Source organism: Kitasatospora sp. NPDC057595 (assembly GCF_042800875.1).
GTDB lineage: Bacteria > Actinomycetota > Actinomycetes > Streptomycetales > Streptomycetaceae > Kitasatospora.
Genome location: NZ_JBHVGL010000037.1, coordinates 1 through 22,183, shown reverse-complemented (window position 1 = coordinate 22,183; position 22,183 = coordinate 1). Strand labels below are relative to the sequence as shown.

The window sequence follows — 22,183 nt, the reverse complement described above, 5'->3', positions numbered from 1 at the left end:
CGTACGAACCGGCGAATCACCCCGCCGGCCGAGCCGGGGCCTTCGGAGGGCCCGGGACCCGGGACGCCGGGCCCCGGGACGCCGCCCGGGCCCCCGGGGCACCCGGCCCCGGGACGCCGGGGCCTACGCGAAGGGCCGGGCGGGCCAGGGCGAGTCCGCCTGGCGCAGGGCGTCCAGGCCGCCCGGGCCGTGCAGGGCCGCGTAGAGCGCCAGGGTGCCGGTGATCAGGGTGGGGTTGTGCAGCCGCCCGGCGTGGATCAGCCGGACCAGCTCCTCCACCGGCACCCGCGCCGACTCCAGCTCCAGCTCCTCCCCGTGCGCCTCGTACCGCTGCCCCTCGGCCTCGGCGAGGTCGGTGGCCAGGAAGAGCCGCAGCGCCTCGTCCGTCCCGCCGGGCGAGGTGTAGAAGTCGACCAGCACCCGCCAGCTGCCCGCCTTGCAGTGCGCCTCCTCGTACAGCTCGCGCTGGGCGGCGTGCAGCGGGTTCTCGCCGGGGACGTCGAGCAGGCCGGCCGGCAGCTCCCAGAGGCGCTGGCGCACCGGGTGGCGGTACTGGCGCAGGATCAGCACCCGCTGCCGGTCGTCCAGGGCGAGGACGGAGACCGAGCCGGGGTGGGTCTGGTAGTCGCGGCGGGCCCAGCTGCCGTCGGGCATCCGGACCTCCTCGCTGCGCACGCCGGTGACCCGGCCCTGGAACGGTGTGGTGCTCCCCCGGATCTCCCACTCCTCGGCCCGGTCGGCGACCTCGGCGGTGCTGCGCTCGTCCATCACGTCTCCCCTTTTCGTCAGTACGACACAATCTAACGCCGAACGGCGGCCCCGCAGGAATCGCGGGGCCGCCGTCCGATGGAACGCGGGTGACCTACTCGGCGTCGGCCGGGGCCGTCTTGATCTCGATCGCGGCCTTCACCAGACCCGCGAACAGCGGGTGCGGGCGGGTCGGCCGGGACTTCAGCTCCGGGTGGGCCTGGGTGGCCACCAGGTAGGGGTGCACCTCGCGCGGGTACTCGACGTACTCGACCAGGTCGCCCTTCGGGGAGAGGCCCGAGAAGACCAGGCCGGTCTTCTCCAGGTCGGCCCGGTAGGCGTTGTTGACCTCGTAGCGGTGGCGGTGGCGCTCCTCGACGTACTGCTCGCCGTGGTAGACCTCGCGGACGATCGAGCCCTCGGCGAGCTTGGCCGGGTACAGGCCCAGGCGCATGGTGCCGCCCAGGTCGCCCTTGCCGTCGACGATGGCCAGCTGCTCGGCCATGGTGGAGATCACCGGGTGCTTGGCGGCGGCGTCGAACTCGGTGGAGTTGGCCTCGGGCAGGCCGGCCAGGTTGCGGGCCGCCTCGATGACCACGCACTGCAGGCCCAGGCACAGGCCCAGCAGCGGGACGCGGTTCTCGCGGGCGTAGGTGATCGCGCCGACCTTGCCGTTGACGCCGCGGTCGCCGAAGCCGCCGGGGATGCAGATCGCGTCGACGTCACCGAGCTGCTCCTGCGCACCCTCGGGGGTCTCGCAGTCGTCGGAGGTGACCCACTTGATCTCGACCCGGGCGTTGTTGGCGAAGCCGCCGGCGCGCAGCGCCTCGGTCACCGACAGGTAGGCGTCCGGCAGGTCGATGTACTTGCCGACCAGCGCGACCTTGACGATGTGCTGCGGCTCGTGGACGCGGCGCAGCAGATCGTCCCAGGTGGTCCAGTCCACGTCGCGGAACGGCAGGTCCAGGCGGCGGACGACGTAGGCGTCCAGGCCCTCGCCGTGCAGCACCTTGGGGATGTCGTAGATCGACTTGGCGTCGATCGCGGCGACCACGGCCTCCTCGTCGACGTCGCACATCAGCGAGATCTTGCGCTTGATGGCCTGCGGGACCTCGCGGTCGGCGCGCAGCACGACGGCGTCGGGCTGGATGCCGATGTTGCGCAGCGCGGCGACGGAGTGCTGGGTCGGCTTGGTCTTCAGCTCGCCCGAGGGGCCGATGTAGGGGAGCAGGGAGACGTGCACGAAGAAGACGTTGTCCCGGCCGACCTCGTGGCGGACCTGGCGGACGGCCTCCAGGAACGGCAGCGACTCGATGTCGCCGACGGTGCCGCCGACCTCGGTGATCACCACGTCGACGTCCTCGGTCGCCATCCGGCGGATCCGGGACTTGATCTCGTTGGTGATGTGCGGGATGACCTGGACGGTGTCGCCCAGGTACTCGCCGCGGCGCTCCTTGGCGATGACGGTCGAGTACACCTGGCCGGTGGTGACGTTGGCCGAGCCGTGCAGGTTGGTGTCCAGGAACCGCTCGTAGTGACCGATGTCGAGGTCGGTCTCGGCGCCGTCGTCGGTGACGAAGACCTCACCGTGCTGGAACGGGTTCATGGTGCCCGGGTCCACGTTGAGGTACGGGTCGAGCTTCTGCATCGTGACGCGCAGGCCGCGGGCCTTGAGCAGGGCACCGAGGCTGGAGGCGGTGAGGCCCTTGCCGAGCGACGAGGCGACACCCCCGGTGACGAAGAGGTGCTTGGTCGTCACGGCGCGGCCGTTCGATGCCTTGCCGGAATGGGGCTGTGCCAAGAGGGGGCTCCCGTGGGTCGCGAGTCGAAGGTGACGTGGTGGGAGGCTCGCGGCTCGCCGTCCCGACGAGGGAGGCGGTGCGGGGGCACGGCGCCCGGAGGTCGTCGGTTCGGCCGGTCCGGGGCGTTTGATCCCACCGGTCCACGGGATACCAGGGTAACAGTGCCCCGGCCCGAACGCGTTCCGGGCCGCCCCCGCGCGGCGGCGGGCGCCCGGTTTCCCGGGCCGGATCCGCCGGGACGCTCCCGGGGCGTACGCCGGGCGCGCCACCGGCGCACCACCCGGCGCAGACGCCACACGCGTCGCACCACCGGCCCGAGCGGGCCACTCCCGATGGCCCGGATCGGCTCGGGCGGGCCATCGCCGGATCCCCACTTCGTGTCATCCGGAGCTGATCCTTCCGAGCCATCCTGGCGGCCTCCCCCGCGATGCGCGGTATTTCCGCCGAAATGCGGCGCCACACCGCGCTGCGCCCGCGTGCTTCGCCCCTTTCGTCCGTCGTAAGCTGCTCGGACGCATCGCCGACAACATGAGCCGCGGAGGGCGTGGGAGGGTCAGGAACCTCTCGGTCCCCGATGCGCGACCGGACCTCCCCGTTATTTCCCGCTCCCCCCACCCACCCAGAGGCTCGATCGAGCCCTCGCGGACACTCCAGCAAGGCCCGCCACCACCCGACGGAGGGCCGGACGTCCCGGGGTGGCACCGGTCCCGCCGTACCCGCAGGCTCCCCCTCGGATCGCCGATGCGTCGTGACCACATTGCGAACTGGAGATCACGTGGCCGGCCGTATCGAGGACTACGCACTCATCGGGGACATGCAGACCGCCGCCCTCGTCAGCAGGGACGGCGCGGTGGACTGGCTCTGCCTGCCCCGATTCGACTCGCCGGCGGTCTTCGCCGGACTGCTCGGCACCGACGAACACGGCTTCTGGCGAATCGGCCCCGCCGAGGCGGTGGCCGCCGAACTGCCCTCCCCCGCCACCGAAGCGGTCCCCGCCGACCCGACCACCGCCGGCCCGACCGCCGACGACCCGCGGATCCCGCCGACCGCCGCCGCCCCCGCCCTGCCGGCCGACCGCCGCCGCTACCGGGGCGACTCGCTGATCCTGGAGCAGGAGTGGGACACCCAGGGCGGCACCGTCCGGGTGATCGACTTCATGCCGCCCCGCCCGCTCGCCGGCAAGGACGCCGTCCCGCAGGTGATCCGGATCGTCGAGGGCGTGGCCGGCACCGTCCGGATGCGCTCCGCGCTGCGGATGCGGTTCAGCTACGGCCGGATCGTGCCCTGGGTGCACCGGGTCGAGCAGCCCGACGGCGGCCACCGCACCGTCGCCGTGGCCGGCCCCGACTCGGTCTGGCTGGACGGCCAGGCCGACACCTACGGCCGCAACCTCACCACCTACGCCGACTTCACCGTCTCGGCCGGCGAGCGGATCGCCTTCGCGCTCACCTGGCAGGCCTCCCACCTGGAGCCGCCCAAGGCCCCGGACGCCGAGGAAGTGCTCGACGCCACCGCCGACTTCTGGCACGAGTGGGTCGGCCAGTGCACCTACCAGGGCCCCTACCGGGAGTCCGTGATCCGCTCCCTGATCACCCTCAAGGGCCTCACCTACGCCCCCACCGGAGGCATCGTTGCCGCCCCGACCACCTCACTGCCCGAGGACATCGGCGGCGAGCGCAACTGGGACTACCGCTACACCTGGCTGCGCGACGCGGCGATCACCCTCTCCTCGCTGCTGCGCACCGGCTACCGCGAGGAGGCCCGGGCCTGGCGCGAGTGGCTGCTGCGCGCGGTGGCCGGCGACCCGGAGAACCTGCAGATCATGTACGGCATCGCCGGCGAGCGCGAGCTCACCGAGTCCTCGCTGGACTGGCTGCCCGGCTACGAGGGCTCCCAGCCGGTGCGGATCGGCAACGGCGCGGCCGGCCAGCTCCAGCTGGACGTCTACGGCGAGGTCGTCGAGGCGCTGCACCTGGCCCACATGACCGGCCTGGTCCGCAACGACCACGCCCACCACCTCCAGCTGCGGCTCATCGAGTACCTGGAGGAGCACTGGCAGGAGCCGGACGAGGGCATCTGGGAGGTGCGCGGCCCGCGCCGGCACTTCGTGCACTCCAAGGTGATGGCCTGGGTGGCCGTCGACCGCACCATCAAGCTGCTGGAGCAGACCCCCGAGGACGCCCCGGACGGCGGCCACCTGGAGCGCTGGCGCGAGCTGCGCGAGACCATCCACCGGGACGTCTGCGACAAGGGCTACGACCCGGAGCGCAACACCTTCACCCAGTACTACGGCGGCAAGGAGCTGGACGCCTCGCTGCTGCTGATCCCCCAGGTCGGCTTCCTGCCGCCGGACGACAAGCGCGTGATCGGCACCATCGAGGCGATCCAGCGCGAGCTGTCCACCGAGGACGGCTTCGTGATGCGCTACCCGACCCACGACGAGACCGGTAACAACGTCGACGGCCTCAGCGGCCACGAGGGCGCCTTCCTGGCCTGCTCGTTCTGGCTGGCCGACGACCTCGCGATGATCGGCCGGGTGCAGGAGGCACGCGAGCTGTTCGACCGGCTGCTGGCGCTGCGCAACGACCTCGGGCTGCTCGCCGAGGAGTGGGACCCGCGGCTCAAGCGGCAGGTCGGCAACTTCCCGCAGGCGTTCAGCCACGTGCCGCTGATCGACACCGCGCTGCGGCTCACCGCCTGCGGCGGCGCCTACCTCTCCGCCCAGCCGGACGGCTCGGCCGCCGACCGGACCGGCGAGCAGGCCACCGTCTGACGGCGGAAAGGGCCCGCACCGGTCGGTGCGGGCCCTCAACCTCGTACGTGCTCCCGACGGAACTCCGATCAGCTCACCGGACGGTGGCGGGTCGGAGCACCGCACGGCCCCGTGGCGCGACGGGTCAGTTCCAGACCATGCCCTTGAAGTAGCCGCCGGTGCCGCGCTCGTAGTAGTGGCTGCCGTAGAGGCCGCCGACGCACTTGCTCTTCGTCTCGGTCGGGTTGGTGGGGAAGGAGCCGACCAGCACGCCCGTGTCGGCGTCCCACAGCTCCGCACGGCCCCAGTACGACAGTGCCTTGTGCGTACCCGAGAAGCAGACCTCGTGGTTGCTGTTGGACCCGATGCTGGCGGAGGTGCAGATACCGCCCCAGCTCTCGCACGTCGCGTTGGCGGCACTCGCCGAGGAGGCGCTGAACAGCCCGAACGCCGCCACCGCAGCGGTGGCCGCGACCACCTGGACGATCCTCTTCTTCAGCATGTTTCCGACTCCGTTCGTTCGATGTCCTGTTGTGGTCCGTCGGACTTCACCGCCCGGACACGACTTCGAGATTAGGAAGCGGTCGTTCGTACAGATGTACGCTCCGTGCGGGGATCCTCGACGTTCGGCGCGATGGCCCCGGCGAGGCTCAGCCCCCGGAACTCGGTGGGAGTGAGCCCGTAGGCCTGGCGGAACGTCCGGCTGAAGACGGTCGCGCTGCTGAACCCCCAGCGAGCGGCGATCACCTGCACCGGGTACGTGTGGAGCCGGGTGCTCCCGAGGTCCCCGCGACAGCGCTCCAGCCGCCGGCGGCGGATCCAGGCGTGGACGGTGTCCGGCTGCGCGTCGTGCGAGCGGAACAACTGGTGGAGGCTGCGCAGCGAGATGTTGTGCCGCGCGGCGATGGCGCCCGGGGTCAGCTGCGGATCGCCGAGGTTGTCCTCGATGAAGGAGCGGACGCGCTCCAGCAGCACCCGGGCCCGGACCTCGGCGGGCAACTGCCCTGCGGCGTCGAGCCGCTGGGCGAGCAGGGCTCCGGCGAGTTCCGCCGCGACCGTGCCCAGCCTGCGCAGCTCCGCCACCTCGCAGCCGTCGCCGTGCGCCTCCAGGCAGTCGAGGAAGTTCGTCAGCACGGCCGCGACCCCGCTTCCGCCGGCGAGCCGCCCGGCCAGCAGTCGTTCCAGGCGCCGGCCGGGCAGCGGGAGCAGGGTGTGCGGGAACTGCAGCATCGTCAGCCGGACCGGGCCGGGTCCGGGCAGGATCCGGGTGTCGGACGGGCGCGAGGTGTCCCAGAGCACGAACTCGCCGGCCCCGATCCGGTTCTCGTTGCCCGACTGGGACAGCACCGCGGCGCCCCCGCGGATCAGCGCCAGCTGGTACTGCTCCGGGTCACCGCGCCGGATCAGGGCCGGTGTCCGCCGCGAGCGCAGCGGTGAGAAGGCGAACCGGGCCATTCGCACCGATCCCAGGTCCAGCATCTCGGCCTCGGCGCGGAACTCGGCGGACGGTTCCGGGCTCATCACCGTCGGCATCACCGTCCGCGCGACCGTGTCGTTGAACCAGTCGAACCGTTCGCCCGGCCGCACGGTTTCCGGCAGCAAGGAAATCCACATACCGCTTTCCCCCCGAAAAGTGGATGACGGGGACTCACGTCCCACGCGGAACGCCGTTCCGCCGGGGGGCATCGTGCCACCGAAGAGCGCTCTCCCGGGGGAGGCCGACGCGGTGTGTTCCGGCCGTGTCGGCGCCGGGCCCCGGGGCCTACCGGTTGCGCTGCACCAGTTCGTCGTAGGTGCTGAGCACCTGGGCGACGGTGGCGGCCTCGTCCGGCCAGGTCTCCGCCTGCTGCCGGCCGGCCGCCACCAGGCGCTCGCGGCGCGCCTGGTCGGCCAGCAGCTCGCGCACCGCCCGGCCGAGCGCGGCCGGGTCCCCGGACGGGACCAGCACGGCGGCGTCGCCGACCAGTTCCGGGATGCCGCCGACGGCCGTGGCGACCACCGGCACGCCCGCCCGCATCGCCTCCTGGACCACCAGCGAACGGGCCTCCCAGCGGCTGGAGACCACCAGCACGTCGGCGGCGGCCAGCAGGTCGGGCACGTCGGTGCGGTAGCCGAGCAGCCGCACCGGCAGCTTCTCGGCGGCCACCCGCTCGCGCAGCCCGGCGGCCTCCGGGCCGTCCCCGGCGACCACCAGCAGCGGCTGCGGGGACAGCGTGGACAGCTCCCGGGTCGCGTCCAGCAGCACCCCGAACGCCTTCTGCGGGACGAGCCGGCCGGCCGCCAGGACCACCGGGCGGTCCGGCCCCGCGCCGAGCAGCGCGGCCCGGGCCCGGGCCCGCTCCAGCCGGCCCTCGGGCATCGGCGGGGCGGCGACCGGGCCGAGCCGGGCGTCCGTGGCGCCGAGCTCCCGCGCCCGGGCCACCAGGTCCGAGGAGGCGCCGAGCACGAGGTCGGCGGCGCGCGCCACCCGGCGCTCCATCAGCCGCTGGAGCCGGCGCTCCATGCCGGTGGCGAGCAGCGCGTGGTGCGCGGTGACCACCAGCGGCGTCTCCGGACGCAGGCCCGGGAAGCGGCCGGCGGTGCGCAGCGCGAGGTCGGACAGCAGCGCGGCGCGCAGGCCGTGGGCGTGCACCACGTCGGCGCCGGTGAAGGCGCGGCGCAGCTCGCCGATGGCGGTGGCGTCGCTGCGGGCGCCCGCCGTCGGGGTGATGTCGACGAGGTGGAACCGGGCGCCGGTGCGGGAGAAGCCGAACAGCGCGTCCGCGTCGGCGGGGGCGCAGACCGTGACGGTCACTCCGTGCGCGACCAGGCCCTGTGCCAGCGAGCGCACATGCGCACCGATGCCGCCGGTACTGGCGGCCAGGACGAGGACCACGTGCAGCTGCCCCGGTTCGGGGGTGGCCGCGGCGGCCCGGGCGGCGGAATGGTCCACGTCGTCTCGCATCCGACTCGATCAGCTACGCGCGCCCCGGGCGGGGGTTTCCCGCCGGCGGCGCTCGGGACAGGGAGGCCAGTGTCCAGCGGCCACCATGCCAGGTCGGCGGCCCTCTTGGACAGTCGGCGCCCCCGGTGGGGCGCGTCGTGGCCGGTCCGCGAGGGCCGCCCCCGCGGACCGGCTCCGGGCCGGGGCCGGAACGGTTGCGGGCTAGCGCCTGCGGGGGGCGCGGGCGGCGGCGAGCAGTTCCTCGGCGTGCGCCCGGCCGAGCTCGGAGTCCTCCAGGCCGGCCAGCATCCGGGAGAGCTCGCGCACCCGCTCCTCGTCGTTGAGCACCTTGACACCACTGCGGGTCACGGTGCCGTCGTTGGTCTTCTCGACCACCAGGTGGCGGTCGGCGAAGGCCGCCACCTGCGGAAGGTGGGTGACCACGACGACCTGGGCGCTCTCGGCCAGCTTGGCGAGCCGGCGGCCGATCTCGACCGCGGCCTTGCCGCCGACGCCCGCGTCCACCTCGTCGAACAGGTAGGTGGGGACGGGGTCCGCGCCGGCGAAGACCACCTCGACGGCGAGCATCACCCGGGACAGCTCGCCGCCCGAGGCGCCCTTGGCGATCGGCCGGGGCTGGGCGCCCGGGTGCGGGGCCAGCAGCACCTCGACCTCGTCCACGCCGTGCGGGCCGTAGGCGACGGTGCGGCCCTCGATCTCGATCCCGGACAGGTCGTCGACCTGGCTGATCGCGAAGGTGACCCGGGCGTGCGGCATGGCCAGCTCGGCGAGCTCCGCGGAGACGGCCTGCGCGAAGCGTCCGGCGGCGCCCTGCCGGGCCGCCGACACCTCCGCCGCGAGGTCGGCCAACTCGGCGCGCAGCAGGGTCTCCTGGGCGCCGAGCTCGTCGATCCGGTCGTCGTCCCCGTCCAGCTCGGCGAGCCGCGCGGCGCCGGTCTCGGCCCAGGCGATCACCTCGGCGAGGGTGTTCTCCGGGCCGCCGTACTTGCGCAGCAGCTGGGCCAGGACGGCCCGGCGGTCCTCGACGGCGGCCAGGCGCACCGGGTCGGCGTCCAGGTCGTCGGCGTAGCCGGCCAGGTCGCCGGCGACGTCGGCGAGCAGGTAACCCACCTCGTTCAGCCGGTCGGCGAGGGCGGCGAGCCGCTCGTCGTGGTGGCGGACGGCGTCCAGGGCGCGGCGGGCCTGGCCGAGCAGGGTGCCCGCGTCCAGCGCCTCCGGGTCGGCCGGGTCGCCGGCCAGCGCGGCGTGCGCCAGGGTGGCGGCGGAGGAGAGCGCGTCGGCGTGGCCGAGCCGCTCGGCCTCGGCGGACAGCTCCTCGTCCTCGCCGGCCACCGGCTCGGCGGCGGCGACCTCGTCGAGGCCGAAGCGCAGCAGGTCGGCCTCCTGGGCGCGCTCACGGGCCCGGGTGGTCAGCTCCTCCAGGGTGGCGGAGACCTCGCGCAGCCGCAGGTGGACCTCGCGGTAGCGGGCCAGCGGCTCGGCCACGGACTCGCCCGCGTACCGGTCCAGGGCGCCGCGCTGGCGGGCCGGGCGCAGCAGCCGCTGCTGGTCGGTCTGGCCGTGCACGGCGATGAGGTCCTCGCCGAGTTCGGCGAGCAGGCCGACCGGAACGGACCGGCCGCCGACGTGGGCGCGCGAGCGCCCCTCGGCGGAGACGGTCCGGCTGATCAGCAGCGCGCCGTCGTCCAGTTCCGCGCCGGCCTCCACGGCCCGGGCGGCCACCGGCGAGCCGGCGGGCAGTTCGAGGCGCCCCTCGACGACCGCGCGGGCGCTGCCGTTGCGCACCAGGCCCGGGTCGGCGCGCCCGCCGAGCAGCAGGCCGAGGCTGGTCACCACCATGGTCTTGCCGGCGCCGGTCTCGCCGGTCACGGCGGTGAAGCCGGGGGCCAGCTCGACGACCGCGTCGTCGATGACCCCAAGATCCCGTATCCGCATCTCGTCCAACACGGAGACGACCTTACGAGGTTCCGCCCCCGCCGCGCGACGAGCGACAACGGCGCGCGGCAACTCCGTGCCGCGAAGTTCATCCGTTCCGGGAGTCCGCAGCCGTGGTTCCCCGGCCCCCGACGGGGCCTGCGACGGGCGCCGCGACGGAGCCCGGGGCGGGAACCGTGCACCAGGGCAGGAAGAACTGCGCGAGCGGGCCGATGGCCAGCGCGTAGGCGACGGTGCCCACCCCGACCGTGCCGCCGAGCAGGACGCCCGCGGCCAGCACGGTCAGCTCGATGCCGGTGCGGATCAGCCGCAGCGAGCGGCCGGTGCGCCGGTGCAGGCCGGTCATCAGGCCGTCGCGCGGGCCCGGGCCGAGCCGGGCGCCGATGTAGAGGCCGGTGGCCAGGCCGTTGAGCACGATCGCGCCGACCATCAGGGCGATCCGCGCCGGCAGTGCCCCGGGGGCGTCGACGACGCGCACGGTGGCGTCCATCGCGGCGCCGATCACCAGCACGTTGGCGACCGTGCCGAGGCCCGGCCGCTGGCGCAGCGGTATCCACAGCAGCAGCACCAGCGCGCCGCAGATGGTCACCCAGGCGCCCACCGAGAGCCCGACGGTGCCCTGCAGGCCCTGGTGGAAGACGTCCCAGGGGTCCAGGCCGAGTCCGGAGCGGAGCATCAGGCCCATGCTGGCCCCGTAGAGGGCGAGGCCGACGAACAGCTGCGGCACCCGGCGGCCCAGCGCGTGGGTGTCGCCCAGCACGCGGACGGCGAGACCCGGCCGCCCGGGAGCCGCGGCGGACGGGGAGGAGGACAGCGACGGGGACGGGGGCGGGGACGGGGACGGGCGGGTGCTCGCGGGGGTGGCCATGGAATCTCCGGCAGGTGGTGCTGCACCATCGCGACACACGGCCCCGATGGTGGCGGACTCGATGGCCGCCCTGCCATGATGGCCAGGCCAATACGGCCCACGACAGGGCCAATCCCCAGCAAGTGGACTGATGAGCCTTGGCCGACTGGCAGACCACCGTGACGTCCCCGGCGCTCGCCCGGCTGCTCTCCACCGCGCGGCTGCCCGATCCCCCCGGCGCCGCCCGCCGCCCCGCCTACCGCACGCTGGCCGCGCAGGTCCGGCTGCTGGTCTCCGAGGGCCGGCTGCCGGTCGGCGCCCGGCTGCCCGCCGAACGCGAGCTGGCCCTCGCCCTGCGGCTCAGCCGCACCACCGTGGCCACCGCCTACGAGGCCCTGCGGGCGGACGGGTACCTGCGCAGCCGCCGCGGCTCCGGCAGCTGGACCGCGCTGCCCGAGGGCTCGGCCCCGCCCAGCGACGCCCTGCACCCGGTGCCGCCGGACGAGCAGGGCCGCGTCCTGGACCTCGGCGTCGCCGCGCTGCCCGCACCGCAGCCCTTCCTCTCGACCGCCGCCGCCCGCGCCGTCGAGCAGCTGCCCGCGTACGCCGCCGGGCACGGCCACTACCCCACCGGCGTCCCGGTGCTGCGCGAGGCGGTGGCCCGCCGCTTCACCGAGCGCGGACTGCCGACCACCCCCGACCAGATCCTGATCACCATCGGCGCGATGGGCGCCCTGCACCTGGTGCGCCAGGTCCTGCTCGGCCGCGGCGACCGGGTCGCCGTAGAAGCGCCCAGCTACGCGCACACCCTGCAGGCCCTGCGGCTCGCCGAGGCCCGGCTGGTGCCCGTCCCGCTCACCCGCGGCTTCCACTGGGACCTCGCCGAGTGGCGGCGGGTGCTGAGCGGGGCCGCGCCCAAGGCCGCCTACGTGATCCCCGACTTCCACAACCCCACCGGCGCGCTGATCGACGAGGAGCAGCGGCGCGAGCTGCTCGCCGCCGCCCGCTCCGCCGGCACCGTCGTGCTGGCCGACGAGACCACCGCCGAGCTCGGCTGGGGCCTGCCCGAGGGCGTCACCCCGCCCCGCCCCACGGCCGCCCTGGACCGCGCCGCCCAGGTGGTCACGGTCGGCTCGGCCGGCAAGCTGCTCTGGGGCGGCCTGCGGATCGGCTGGGTGCGCGCCGCGCCCGCCCTGGTCCGCCGGCTGGCCGGCGCCCGGGTCTACAGCGACGTCGGCGCGCCGGTCCTGGACCAGCTGATCGCCGCCGAGCTGCTGACCACGCACCTCCCGGCGGTCCGCGCCCACCAGCTGACCCGGCTGCGGGACACCGCCGAGGCGCTGGACGCCGCCCTGCGGGAACGGCTGCCGCACTGGCGGTTCACCGTGCCGCCGGGCGGGCTGTCGCTCTGGGTCGGCACCGGCGGGGTGTCCGGGGCGGCCCTGGCCCGGGCCGGCGAACGCGCCGGGGTCCGGATCGCCGCCGGGAACCGGTTCGGCTCCGACGGCGCGTTCGAGCACCACATCCGGATCCCGCTCACGGTGGCCGCCCCGGCCGTGCCGGACGCCGTCCGCCGGCTGGCCGAGGTCGCCGCCCGGGCCGAGCAGGAGGGCCGCTGGCAGGGCGCCGACGACACCCAGCCCCTGGCGGTCTGACGGGTCCGGCGGACCGTCGGGGGCTGTCGGACCGTCGGACCGTCAGGCTGTCGGACGGCCGAACGGTCGGACCGTCAGGCTGTCGGACGATCGAACGGTCGGGCCGGGTCGGTCAGTGGCTGTCCGTGCGGCCGCGCCACCCGGTCACCGGGAGCGCGAACTTCGCCACCAGCCGGTCGGTGAACGGCGCCCGGTGCAGCCGGGCCAGCCGCACCGGCGTCTGCCCCCGGCGAACCTCCACCCGCGCCCCGGCGGGCAGTTCCACCGAACGCCGGCCGTCGCACCAGAGCACCCCGTGCGGGGTCTTCGGCTGCACCTCCACCGCCAACACCGAGTCCGGCGAGGTCACCAGCGGCCGGGCGAACAGCGCGTGCGCGCTGATCGGCACCATCAGCAGCGCCTCCACCTCCGGCCAGACCACCGGCCCGCCGCCGGAGAACGCGTACGCGGTCGACCCGGTGGGCGTCGCGCACACCACCCCGTCGCAGCCGAAGTTGGAGACCGGACGGCCGTCCACCTCGGTCACCACCTCCAGCATCCGCTCCCGGGAAGCCTTCTCTATCGAGGCCTCGTTGAGCGCCCAGTCGTGGTGCACCACGTCGCCGTTGGTGCGGACGATCACATCGAGGGTCATCCGCTCCTCGACCTCGTAGTCGGCGTCGACAACCCGCTCGACCACCACCGCCAGGTCGTCCCGCTCGGCCTCGGCCAGGAAGCCGACCCGGCCCAGGTTGATGCCGAGCATCGGCAGGCCGTGCTCGCGCGCCAGCTCGGCGCCGCGCAGCAGCGTCCCGTCCCCGCCCGCGACCAGGATCAGCTCACAGCCGTCCGCCGCCCCCGGACCCCCGGCGACCGTCTCCACCCCGTCCGGCAGGTCCAGGTCGACCGCCTCGGCGGCCAGCAGTCTGATCCGGATCCCCGCCTTGAGCAGACCGTGCACCAGTCCTTCGACGCTGCGCAGGGCCGCCTCACGGCCCGTGTGAGCGATCAGGAAGACCGTACGTTCATCACTCATGCCCGCTGCCCTCTCCCTACGCCGTCCGGGTCCCCGTCGGCCCGGTACGGCCGCGCCACCCAGCATGACGGACCGGACGTCCGCAGAGCACCCTATCGGGGGCCTTCGGCAACAGCCCGGTCCACATCCGCCAGGTCCAGCGGCGGCGCGTCCCGGCGCATCCACAGGAAGTACTCGACATTTCCGGACGGCCCGGGCAGGGGGCTCGCGGTGACCGCCCGCACGCCCAGTCCGAGCTCCCACGCCTGCCCCGCCACCTGGCGCACCATCTCGGCGCGCAGCTGCGGGCTGCGCACCACCCCGCCGCTGCCCAGCCGCTCCTTGCCGATCTCGAACTGCGGCTTGACCATCAGCACCAGGTCCGCGTCCTCGGCGGCGCAGCCGGCCAGCGCGGGCAGCACCAGGCCCAGCGAGATGAACGACAGGTCGCCGACCACCAGGTCGACCGGGGTGCCGCCGATCATGTCCAGGGTCAGCTCGCGGACGTTGGTGCGGTCCATCACGGTGACCCGCTCGTCGCTCTGCAGCGACCAGGCCAACTGCCCGTAGCCGACGTCCACCGCCAGCACGTGCGCGGCGCCGGAGCGCAGCAGCACATCGGTGAACCCGCCGGTGGACGCGCCCGCGTCCAGCGCCCGGCGGCCCTCGACGACCAGGCCCTGCGGGACGAACGCCGCGAACGCCCCGGCGAGCTTGTGGCCGCCGCGCGAGACGTAGTCGGGGTCGTTCTCGTCCTTGGCCACCACGACCGCCGCCGAGGTCTCCACCTGGGTGGCCGGCTTGGTCGCGGTGGTCCCGCCGACGGTCACCCGGCCGGCCGCGATCAGCTCGGAGGCGTGCTCCCGCGACCGGGCCAGCTTGCGGCGGACCAGCTCCGCGTCGAGTCGGCGTCGTGCCACTGCCACTGGTGTTTCAGCTCCTACGGATGGTTGTGCTTCGCCCGGTCAGTCCCGGTCGAGGGCGGCCAGCGTGTCGGCCAGCCGCCGATGGACATCTTCGTACACGGCGACGTGCGCGTCGGTGGGCACCCCGTCCAGCGCCTCCAGCCGGGCCAGGCCGGCGTCCACCTCGGGGTGGCCGGTCGGGCTCAGGTCGACGCCCAGCGGCAGCGGCTCGCCGGTGCCGGGAACGGGCAGGGGAACGATCTCCTGGAGGGGGTCCGGCACGGGCCCGGCCGGGTTCTCGGGATCAGGCATCGGGCTTCTTCGTGGTGGTCCGGCGGACGGTGGTCTTCCTGGTCGCGGTCCGCTTGGCGGGCGGCTGGTCCTGACCGGCGGCCTCCGCGGTCTTCTTCGCGGCGGTGGTCCGCTTGGCGGTCGCGGTCTTCTTGACGGCCGTCTTCTTCACGGCCGCCTTCTTCGCGGGCTGCTCCTGCGCCGCCGTCCGCTTCGCGGCGGCCGGCTTCTTCGCCGCGGCCTTCTTCGCCGGAGCCGGGGCCGGAGCCGGGGCTTCCGGCGTCTCCGGAGCCGCGGACACCACCGGAGCGGCCGGCGGCACCGGCGGATCGACCTCCACCGGCTCGTCCACCGCTATCCGCTCCGCCTCCGCCGAGCCCGCCGTCTCCCGCTCCCAGCCGTCCTCGAACAGCCCGCCGGCCCGGGGCGCGGGCGCGGCCGGCGCGGCCCCCTCCCGGCCCGCCGCGTCGTCCTCCTCGACCTCGCGCAGCTTGTTCTCCAGGTAGGCCAGCACCACGCCCACCTTGGTCACCTGGTCGCCGACCCGCTCGAAGGCCTTCTCGACCTCACCGCGCGCCACCCCCACCGCGAGGTCCACCCCGGCCCGGCCGGCGGTCACCGCCTCCTCGGCCAGCGTCTGGAGCGACCGCGCCGACGGCGGGAACTGCCCGCCCAGCCGGCGCTCCACCTCGGCGACGTCGATCCCGCCCTTCTCCAGCAGACCGGCCGCCGTCCCGACGACCCGCTTGCCGACCTCCTCCACCAGCACGGCCGCGGCCGCCACCGCTCCTCGCACCGTCCTCGGCAGCATCCGGGTGCCTCCCATTCGCCTGCGCGCATCGTTCCGTCGCCTCGACGCCCGGACGGATCCGGGCATCCCACGGACGACGCTACCGCCAAACACGTCCTGCGGTACCGTGGCCCGGCAGTCACGGCCGCCGGGCCCGGCCGTCCGGCCGCAACGCCGCGGCCCGTCGAAGGAGGGGATCCGCCGCCATGGCCGACGCCGAGGAGTGCCGCGAGGCACTGGAGCAGCTCAGCCGCAACCTCGCCAAGGCCACCGGTGACGTCCGCAAGGCCGCCGAGCTGGACCGCTCGCTCAGCTGCCGGATCACCGACCTCGACCTCACCTTCACCGGGCGACTGCGCGAGGGCAGCATCCAGGACCTCGAAGAGGCCCCCGGCAGCCCCGCCGGGAAGGCCGACATCCGGCTCACCATGAGCAGCGACGACCTGCTCGCCCTGGTCGGCGGCCGGCTCAACTTCGCGTCCGCCTGGGCGACCGGACGGGTCAGGCTGGAGGCCGGCTTCCGCGATCTGCTGCGGCTGCGCACCCTGCTCTGACCCGACCGGTCCCCGGTTCTCCCCGGGCTCTCCCGGGATTCTCCCGGGGTTTCTAGAACCCCAGCTCGGCCAGCGCCTTCCGGCCGTCCACCGGCTCGCCGTTCGCGTCCAGCGCCGTCCACGCCGCCGCGCACAGCGCCCGCAGCCCGTCCCAGCGGTCCGCCCCGACACCCTCCAGCCGCAGCACGCCGTCCTGCGCCGCCGCGACGAACCCGCCGCAGGCGAACCCGCCGTCCGGGCGCGCCGTGACCGGCGCGTGCCCGGTCAGCAGCCCCCGCAGGTCCTCCGCCAGATAGGTCGGCCGGTGCTCGGCCGGGGCCGCCAGCAGCTGCGCCGCCGTCGTCACCCCGGTGAAGACCAGCAGGCTGTCCACGCCGCCGTTGAACGCGCCCTCGATGTCGGTGTCCAGCCGGTCGCCGACCACCAGCGGCCGCTTCGCGCCCGTCCGCAGCACCGTCTCCCGGTGCATCGGCGGCAGCGGCTTGCCCGCCACCTCCGGCTCCACCCCGGTCGCCGCCCGGACGGCCGCCACCAGCATCCCGTTGCCCGGCGCTATGCCGCGCGCGGTCGGCACCGTCACATCGGTGTTGGACGCCACCCACGGCAGCCCCGACTGCACCGCGTAGGAGGCCTCCGCCAGCTGTGCCCAGCCCACCGAGGCGTCGAAGCCCTGGACCACCGCCAGCGGCTCCTCGGCCAGCGTCCGGACGGTGACCAGGCCGCGCTCGGCCAGCGCCTCCTCCAGCCCCAGACCGCCCACCACCAGCACCTTCGCCCCGGCCGGCAGCTTCTCGGCGAGCACCCGGGCCGCCGCCTGCGCGGAGTTGATCACATCCGCCGGCTCGGCCGGCACGCCCAGCTCGGTCAGGTGCGCGGCCACCACCCGGGGCGGGCGGGAGGCGTTGTTGGTCACGTACGCCAGCCGCATCCCGGCCGCGCGGGCCGCCGCCAGCGCGTCCACGGCGTGGTCGATGGCGTTCGGTCCGGCGTACACCACGCCGTCGAGGTCCAGCAGCGCCGTGTCGTACGCCTCGGTCAGCGGCAGCTCGCTTCCGCCCGGGGCGGTCCGTCGCACGGTGGTGGCCGTCTCGGTCATGCCTGCTCTACCTCACTCATCGCGTCAGTCCTGCTCGTCGGTGCTGTCGGCGCCGCCGGTTCCGCCGGTGCCGTCCGGGCTCAGCCGTCCTGCCGGTCCCGCTCACCCGTCGGCTCCGGGCCCGCCGTGGTTCCCGGCTTCCGGCCCGGAAGCCGGGCCCGGCGGCGGCGGCCGCTCCCCGGCCGGCGGCTCCAGGTACCCCGGCGCCCCCGGCAGCAGTGGGCCGAACGCCCCGGCCCGGGCCGCCAGTGTCGCCCGGGTCTGCCGCAGCGCGGCCCGGTAGTGGTCGGTCTCCGGCCGCATCGCCACGGCCAGCGCCAGGTGCTCGGCGGAGGTCTCGAAGTCACCCAGCCGGGCCGCCGCCACACCCCACCCGAACTGAGCGTAGTCGTCCGACGGATCGGCCAGGGCCACCGCCCGGAAGTTCTCCAGCGCCGCCGCGTACGAGCCCGCGTCGAACTGCGCCCGGGCGAGCGCCTCCCGGATGCTGCGCGAGGCCGGCTCCTCCGCGGCCGCCCGGGCCAGCAACTGCTCGGCCGCCGCCGGGTTGCCCTGGGCGAGCAGCTTCGCGCCCCGGCGGAACCACTCGTAGACGTCACCCACCGGCTCCCCGGACCGCCGCTGCTCCGGCACACCGCCGTCCCCACCGGCAGCCCCTCCGAGGCCCCCACCAGCGCCGCCACCGGCGCCGTCGTCCACCCGCTCGTCGCGCTCGTCCACGCGCCACCTCGCCCTCGGTCACGACACCCGCCCACCGGACCGGCCCGGGTGTTCCGATCTCTGAACAACGCGTACCCGGTTACGATGCCCAGAATGACCACACCCAGTGCAGAAAGCGGAGCGGAGTCTCCGCACGGCGGCCCCGGCGATCCCGGGCGCGTCGCCACCGCAGGTCTGTCCCTGTCCCCCTTCCGCGGCCTGCGCTACGTCCCCGACCGGGTCGGCGCCCTGGCCGCCGTCACCTCACCGCCCTACGACGTCGTCGACCCCGGCCGCCGGCTCGACCTGGAGACCGCCGACCCGCACAACGTCGTCCGGCTGATCCTGCCGCGCCCCGAACCCGAGGACACCGGTGACCGCCCCGACCGCGACACCCGCTACCGGCACGCCGCCCGGCTGCTGCGCGAGTGGCAGCGCGAGGGCGTCCTGGCCGCCGACCCGGTGCCGGCCCTCTACGTCTACGAGCAGCGCGTGCCCGCCTCCGGCGACACCCCCGAACTGCTGCAGCGCGGACTCATCGGCGCCCTCGCGGTCAGCGGCAGCGAGGCCGGCGTCGTCCTCCCCCACGAGGACGTGATGCCCCGGCCGGTCGCCGACCGGGTCGGCCTGATGCGCACCACCCGGGCCAACCTCGAACCGCTGCTGCTCACCTACCGCGGCGGCGGCGGGGCGTCCGACGTCGTCGAACGCGCCGTACGCGGCGAACCGCTGCTCACCACGACCACCTCCGACGGCACCCACCACCGGCTGTGGGCGGTCACCGAGCACGCCGAGATCGCCGAGGTCGGCAGCGACCTGGCCACCTGCCGGGCGCTGATCGCCGACGGCCACCACCGCTGGGAGATGTACCTGCGGCTCCAGCGCGAGCACCGCCACCTGCCGCGCAGCCCCTGGGACCGCGGCCTGGTGCTGCTGGTCGACACCGCCCGCTACCCGCTGCGGGTGCGGGCCATCCACCGGGTGCTGTACCGGCTGCCGGTCGCCGAGGCCCTGCAGCGGCTCGGCGACCAGTGGCGGGTCAAGGAGGTCCCCGGCCCGCTGGAAACCGCGCTGCAGGCCCTCGCCGAGCAGAAGCGGCACGGCGGCAGCGGCTTCCTGCTGACCGGCGGGGACGGCGTCTACCGGCTCGTCGGCGACCCCGACGAGACCCTGCTCGACGCCACCGTGCCGCACGACAAGCCCGAGGAGTGGCGCCACCTGGACGCCACCGTGCTGCACGCCACCCTGCTCGACCACACCTGGCGGATCCCCGACGGCCCCGAGGACATCGGCTACCTGCACACCGCGGACGCCGCCGAACGCGAGGCCGCCCGCACCGGCGGAACGGCCGTCCTGCTGCACCCGGTGCGGGAGAGCGTGGTGCGCCGGCTCGCCGAACAGGGCGTCACCATGCCGCGCAAGTCCACCTCCTTCGGGCCGAAGCCGGCCACCGGGCTGGTACTGCGCAACCTCGAACTCGGCTGACGCACCGCCCGACCGGCGCCGCCACGGACCGGCCGGAACGCAGTGAGGCCCTGCCGCCCTCCGGGATCTCCCGGGGCGCGGCAGGGCCTCACTCGTGCTCAGGTCCGGCGCCTACTTGCCGGACTCACCGGCCTCGTCGGCCTGCTCGGCCTTCTCGGCGTCGGTGGCGCGCTCGGGGACCACGCCGTCGAAGTCCTCGTCGATCTCGAGGTCGTCCTCGTCGTAGTACTCCTCGACGTCCTCGTCGTCCTCGAAGATGACCTGCTCGTCCGAGGCCTCGCCGCCCTTGCGCTTGGCCGGCTCGGCGGCCTGCTCGGCCTCCTCCTCGGCGAGCTCCGGGTCGAGGGCGTCCACGAACTCCACGCCGTCGATCTCCGCGAGACGCTCGGAGGCGTTGGTGGTGCCGTCGGTGTCCGCCTCGGCGGCCTTGGCGAACCAGTCGCGGGCCTCCTCGCCGCGGCCGGCCGCGATCAGCGCCTCGGCGTAGGCGTAACGCAGCCGCGCGGTCCACGGGTGCACGGCGGGCGAGGCCAGCTCGGGGCTCTGCAGGGTCACGACGGCGGCGTCGAACTGCTCCATGTCGCCGCGCGCACCGGCCGCGACCAGGCGCATCTCGACCTGACCGGCCTTGTCCAGCTGCTTGACCTCGGGCTCCCCGGCCATCGCCAGCGCCCGCTCCGGGCGGCCCAGGCCGCGCTCGCAGTCGGCCATCACCGGCCACAGGTCCACCCGGCCGGTCATCCGGCGGGCGGCGCGGAACTCGGTCAGCGCCTCGGAGTAGCGCTGGGTCACGTACGAGGCGAAGCCGGCCGCCTCACGGACGGCGGCGACGCGGGAGGCGAGCCGCAGCGCGACACGCGAGTACTGGTAGGCCTCCTCCGGCTCGCTGTCGAGCAGGCGGGCGACCATCACCAGGTTGCGGGCGACGTCGTCGGCGAGCGTCTTGGGCAGGCTCTTGAGCTCCTGGCGGACGTCCGCGTCGATCTCGAAACCGGTGACGTCCTCCGGGATCGGCAGGCGCTTGACCGGCTCGTAGTTGCCCCGGCGGTCGTCCTGGTCCCGGCCGCCGCGCTCGTCACGGCCACCGCGGTAGCCACCGCGGTCGTCACGGCCGCCACGGTCGTAACCACCCGACGGGCGGTCGTCGCGACGGAAACCGCCACGGTCGCCGCCCCGGTCGTCACGGCCACCCCGGTAGCCACCGCGGTCGTCACGGCCACCACGGTCGTCACGACGGAAACCGCCACGGTCGCCGCGGTCGCCGCCACCCTGGTAACCACCCGGGCGGTCGTCACGGCGGAAACCGCCGCGGTCGCCACCACGGTCGTCACGGTCACGGAACGGACGGTCCTCACGGCGCGGACGGTCGTCACGGTCGTCCCGACGGAACCCACCCGGACGGTCGTCACGACGGAAGCCACCACCGGCCGGGCGGTCGTCACGGCGGAAACCGCCACGGTCGTCACGGCCGCCACGGTCGAAGCCGCCCGAGGGACGGTCGTCACGGCGCGGACGGTCGTCACGGTCGTCCCGACGGAACCCACCCGGACGGTCGTCACGACGGAAGCCACCACCGGCCGGGCGGTCGTCGCGACGGAAGCCGCCACCGGAGGGGCGGTCGTCACGGCGGAAACCGCCGCGGTCGCCACCGCGGTCGTCACGGTCACGGCCGTAGCCGCCCGAGGGGCGGTCGTCGCGACGGAAGCCGCCACGGTCGCCGCCACCCTGGTAACCACCCGGGCGGTCGTCACGGCGGAAACCGCCACCCTGGTAACCACCCGGGCGGTCGTCACGGCGGAAACCGCCACCCGACGGGCGGTCGTCACGGCGCGGACGGTCGTCACGGTCGTCCCGACGGAACCCACCCGGACGGTCATCGCGACGGAAACCGCCGCCGGCCGGACGGTCGTCACGACGGAAACCACCGCGGTCGTCACGGCCACCGCGGTCGTAACCACCCGAGGGGCGGTCGTCGCGACGGAAGCCGCCACCGGAGGGGCGGTCGTCACGGCGGAAACCGCCGCGGTCGCCGCCACGGTCGCCGCGGTCGCCGCCACCCTGGTAACCACCCGGGCGGTCGTCACGGCGGAAACCGCCGCGGTCGCCACCGCGGTCGTCACGGTCACGGCCGTAACCACCGGAGGGGCGGTCGTCGCGACGGAAACCGCCGCGGTCGCCGCCACGGTCGTCACGGTCACGGCCGTAACCACCGGAGGGGCGGTCGTCGCGACGGAAACCGCCACGGTCGTCACGGCGGTCGTCGCGGCGCGGACCGCGGTCGTTCGACCAGCCCCCGCGAGACCGGGGCTCGTACCCGCGGCCGTCGTCCGATCGACGCTCGGGGCGGTCCTGAGGCTGGTTCGCCATCGTGGTGACTCCTTCTGCTGCTTCATCTCCACCGCGGACCGGGCAACACCACTGCCCTCACGCGGTTCGGCGCCGGCCTTCTGGCCGTGCACCATCTCCATTGTCCGGCATCCGGAGGCCCCCCGCGTCTGGGCGGAAGTCCCGTTCTACCGGTCGTGCACACCTGCGCACATACGCAAAAAAGCCGCGGCCCCCAGCGAATCGCTGGGGGCCGCGGCTTTGAATAATTGTTCGGCGGCGTCCTACTCTCCCACAGGGTCCCCCCTGCAGTACCATCGGCGCTGTGAGGCTTAGCTTCCGGGTTCGGAATGTAACCGGGC

At 74.7% G+C, this 22,183-nt stretch carries 18 protein-coding genes, 1 rRNA gene and 1 pseudogene; 4 read left to right on the top strand and 16 right to left on the bottom strand.

Going from position 1 to position 22,183, the window contains the following annotated elements; all coding sequences use genetic code 11:
* Window positions 1-123: 123 nt before the first annotated feature.
* Both ACFU9E_RS33795 and ACFU9E_RS33790 read right to left on the bottom strand, forming a co-directional pair.
* Window positions 124-768, bottom strand: coding sequence for an NUDIX domain-containing protein (locus ACFU9E_RS33795; RefSeq protein ID WP_380682016.1), 645 nt, complete (start codon window positions 766-768; stop codon window positions 124-126).
* A 94-nt stretch (window positions 769-862) separates the two neighbouring features.
* Window positions 863-2,548 (bottom strand): CTP synthase, encoded by a 1,686-nt coding sequence (locus ACFU9E_RS33790; protein WP_380682017.1) that lies wholly within the window; start codon window positions 2,546-2,548, stop codon window positions 863-865.
* 776 nt (window positions 2,549-3,324) lie between these two features.
* Between ACFU9E_RS33790 and ACFU9E_RS33785 the strand changes: the two genes are divergently transcribed.
* On the top strand, window positions 3,325-5,322 hold the full coding sequence (locus ACFU9E_RS33785) for a glycoside hydrolase family 15 protein (protein WP_380682018.1): 1,998 nt from the start codon (window positions 3,325-3,327) through the stop codon (window positions 5,320-5,322).
* 124 nt (window positions 5,323-5,446) lie between these two features.
* Here the strand turns inward: ACFU9E_RS33785 and ACFU9E_RS33780 are convergent, their stop codons facing one another.
* From ACFU9E_RS33780 to ACFU9E_RS33760, 5 genes are all read right to left on the bottom strand, one after another.
* Window positions 5,447-5,803 carry a hypothetical protein gene (locus ACFU9E_RS33780; RefSeq protein WP_380682019.1) on the bottom strand — a complete coding sequence of 119 codons (357 nt, stop codon included), beginning with the start codon at window positions 5,801-5,803 and terminating at the stop codon, window positions 5,447-5,449.
* 71 nt (window positions 5,804-5,874) lie between these two features.
* On the bottom strand, window positions 5,875-6,915 hold the full coding sequence (locus tag ACFU9E_RS33775; protein WP_380682020.1) for a helix-turn-helix domain-containing protein: 1,041 nt from the start codon (window positions 6,913-6,915) through the stop codon (window positions 5,875-5,877).
* A 148-nt stretch (window positions 6,916-7,063) separates the two neighbouring features.
* Window positions 7,064-8,233: a glycosyltransferase family 4 protein gene (locus tag ACFU9E_RS33770; protein ID WP_380682021.1), complete on the bottom strand. Its 1,170-nt coding sequence runs from the start codon at window positions 8,231-8,233 to the stop codon at window positions 7,064-7,066.
* A gap of 213 nt (window positions 8,234-8,446) precedes the next feature.
* The gene (recN, locus tag ACFU9E_RS33765) at window positions 8,447-10,180 is read right to left on the bottom strand and encodes a DNA repair protein RecN (RefSeq protein ID WP_380682029.1); all 1,734 of its coding nucleotides are present in this window, start codon (window positions 10,178-10,180) and stop codon (window positions 8,447-8,449) included.
* An 88-nt stretch (window positions 10,181-10,268) separates the two neighbouring features.
* Complete coding sequence (locus ACFU9E_RS33760; protein WP_380682022.1) at window positions 10,269-11,048, bottom strand: YitT family protein; 780 nt, start codon at window positions 11,046-11,048, stop codon at window positions 10,269-10,271.
* 137 nt (window positions 11,049-11,185) lie between these two features.
* Here ACFU9E_RS33760 and ACFU9E_RS33755 point away from each other — a divergent pair, with 137 nt between their 5' ends.
* Window positions 11,186-12,682: a PLP-dependent aminotransferase family protein gene (locus ACFU9E_RS33755; RefSeq protein WP_380682023.1), complete on the top strand. Its 1,497-nt coding sequence runs from the start codon at window positions 11,186-11,188 to the stop codon at window positions 12,680-12,682.
* A gap of 112 nt (window positions 12,683-12,794) precedes the next feature.
* Here ACFU9E_RS33755 and ACFU9E_RS33750 read toward each other — a convergent pair whose 3' ends face one another.
* From ACFU9E_RS33750 to ACFU9E_RS33735, 4 genes are all read right to left on the bottom strand, one after another.
* Window positions 12,795-13,697, bottom strand: coding sequence for an NAD kinase (locus ACFU9E_RS33750; protein ID WP_355374151.1), 903 nt, complete (start codon window positions 13,695-13,697; stop codon window positions 12,795-12,797).
* A gap of 92 nt (window positions 13,698-13,789) precedes the next feature.
* Window positions 13,790-14,596 (bottom strand): TlyA family RNA methyltransferase, encoded by an 807-nt coding sequence (locus ACFU9E_RS33745; protein ID WP_355374185.1) that lies wholly within the window; start codon window positions 14,594-14,596, stop codon window positions 13,790-13,792.
* Window positions 14,597-14,641: 45 nt separating this feature from the next.
* Window positions 14,642-14,893: a hypothetical protein gene (locus tag ACFU9E_RS33740; RefSeq protein ID WP_380682024.1), complete on the bottom strand. Its 252-nt coding sequence runs from the start codon at window positions 14,891-14,893 to the stop codon at window positions 14,642-14,644.
* The gene (locus ACFU9E_RS33735) at window positions 14,886-15,698 is read right to left on the bottom strand and encodes a hypothetical protein (RefSeq protein WP_380715618.1); all 813 of its coding nucleotides are present in this window, start codon (window positions 15,696-15,698) and stop codon (window positions 14,886-14,888) included. The genes ACFU9E_RS33740 and ACFU9E_RS33735 overlap by 8 nt, the downstream gene beginning before the upstream one ends.
* Before the next feature lie 170 nt (window positions 15,699-15,868).
* Here ACFU9E_RS33735 and ACFU9E_RS33730 point away from each other — a divergent pair, with 170 nt between their 5' ends.
* Window positions 15,869-16,216, top strand: coding sequence for an SCP2 sterol-binding domain-containing protein (locus tag ACFU9E_RS33730; protein ID WP_355374159.1), 348 nt, complete (start codon window positions 15,869-15,871; stop codon window positions 16,214-16,216).
* Window positions 16,217-16,268: 52 nt separating this feature from the next.
* Here the strand turns inward: ACFU9E_RS33730 and ACFU9E_RS33725 are convergent, their stop codons facing one another.
* On the bottom strand, window positions 16,269-17,312 hold the full coding sequence (locus tag ACFU9E_RS33725) for an HAD-IIA family hydrolase (protein ID WP_380682026.1): 1,044 nt from the start codon (window positions 17,310-17,312) through the stop codon (window positions 16,269-16,271).
* Window positions 17,313-17,414: 102 nt separating this feature from the next.
* The gene (locus ACFU9E_RS33720; RefSeq protein WP_380682027.1) at window positions 17,415-18,032 is read right to left on the bottom strand and encodes a tetratricopeptide repeat protein; all 618 of its coding nucleotides are present in this window, start codon (window positions 18,030-18,032) and stop codon (window positions 17,415-17,417) included.
* A 93-nt stretch (window positions 18,033-18,125) separates the two neighbouring features.
* Between ACFU9E_RS33720 and ACFU9E_RS33715 the strand changes: the two genes are divergently transcribed.
* Window positions 18,126-19,496, top strand: coding sequence for a DUF1015 family protein (locus ACFU9E_RS33715; RefSeq protein WP_380682028.1), 1,371 nt, complete (start codon window positions 18,126-18,128; stop codon window positions 19,494-19,496).
* Between the two features lie 111 nt (window positions 19,497-19,607).
* On the opposite strand, the gene ACFU9E_RS33710 is transcribed toward ACFU9E_RS33715, so the two are convergent.
* From ACFU9E_RS33710 to rrf, 3 genes and pseudogenes are all read right to left on the bottom strand, one after another.
* A complete protein-coding gene (locus ACFU9E_RS33710; RefSeq protein WP_380715616.1) occupies window positions 19,608-20,405 on the bottom strand; it encodes a hypothetical protein in 798 nt (265 codons plus the stop codon).
* 447 nt (window positions 20,406-20,852) lie between these two features.
* Window positions 20,853-21,887, bottom strand: a pseudogene (locus ACFU9E_RS33705) (hypothetical protein); the annotation flags it as partial.
* A 205-nt stretch (window positions 21,888-22,092) separates the two neighbouring features.
* Window positions 22,093-22,183: ribosomal RNA gene (gene rrf, locus ACFU9E_RS33700) — 5S ribosomal RNA — on the bottom strand; the annotation flags it as partial.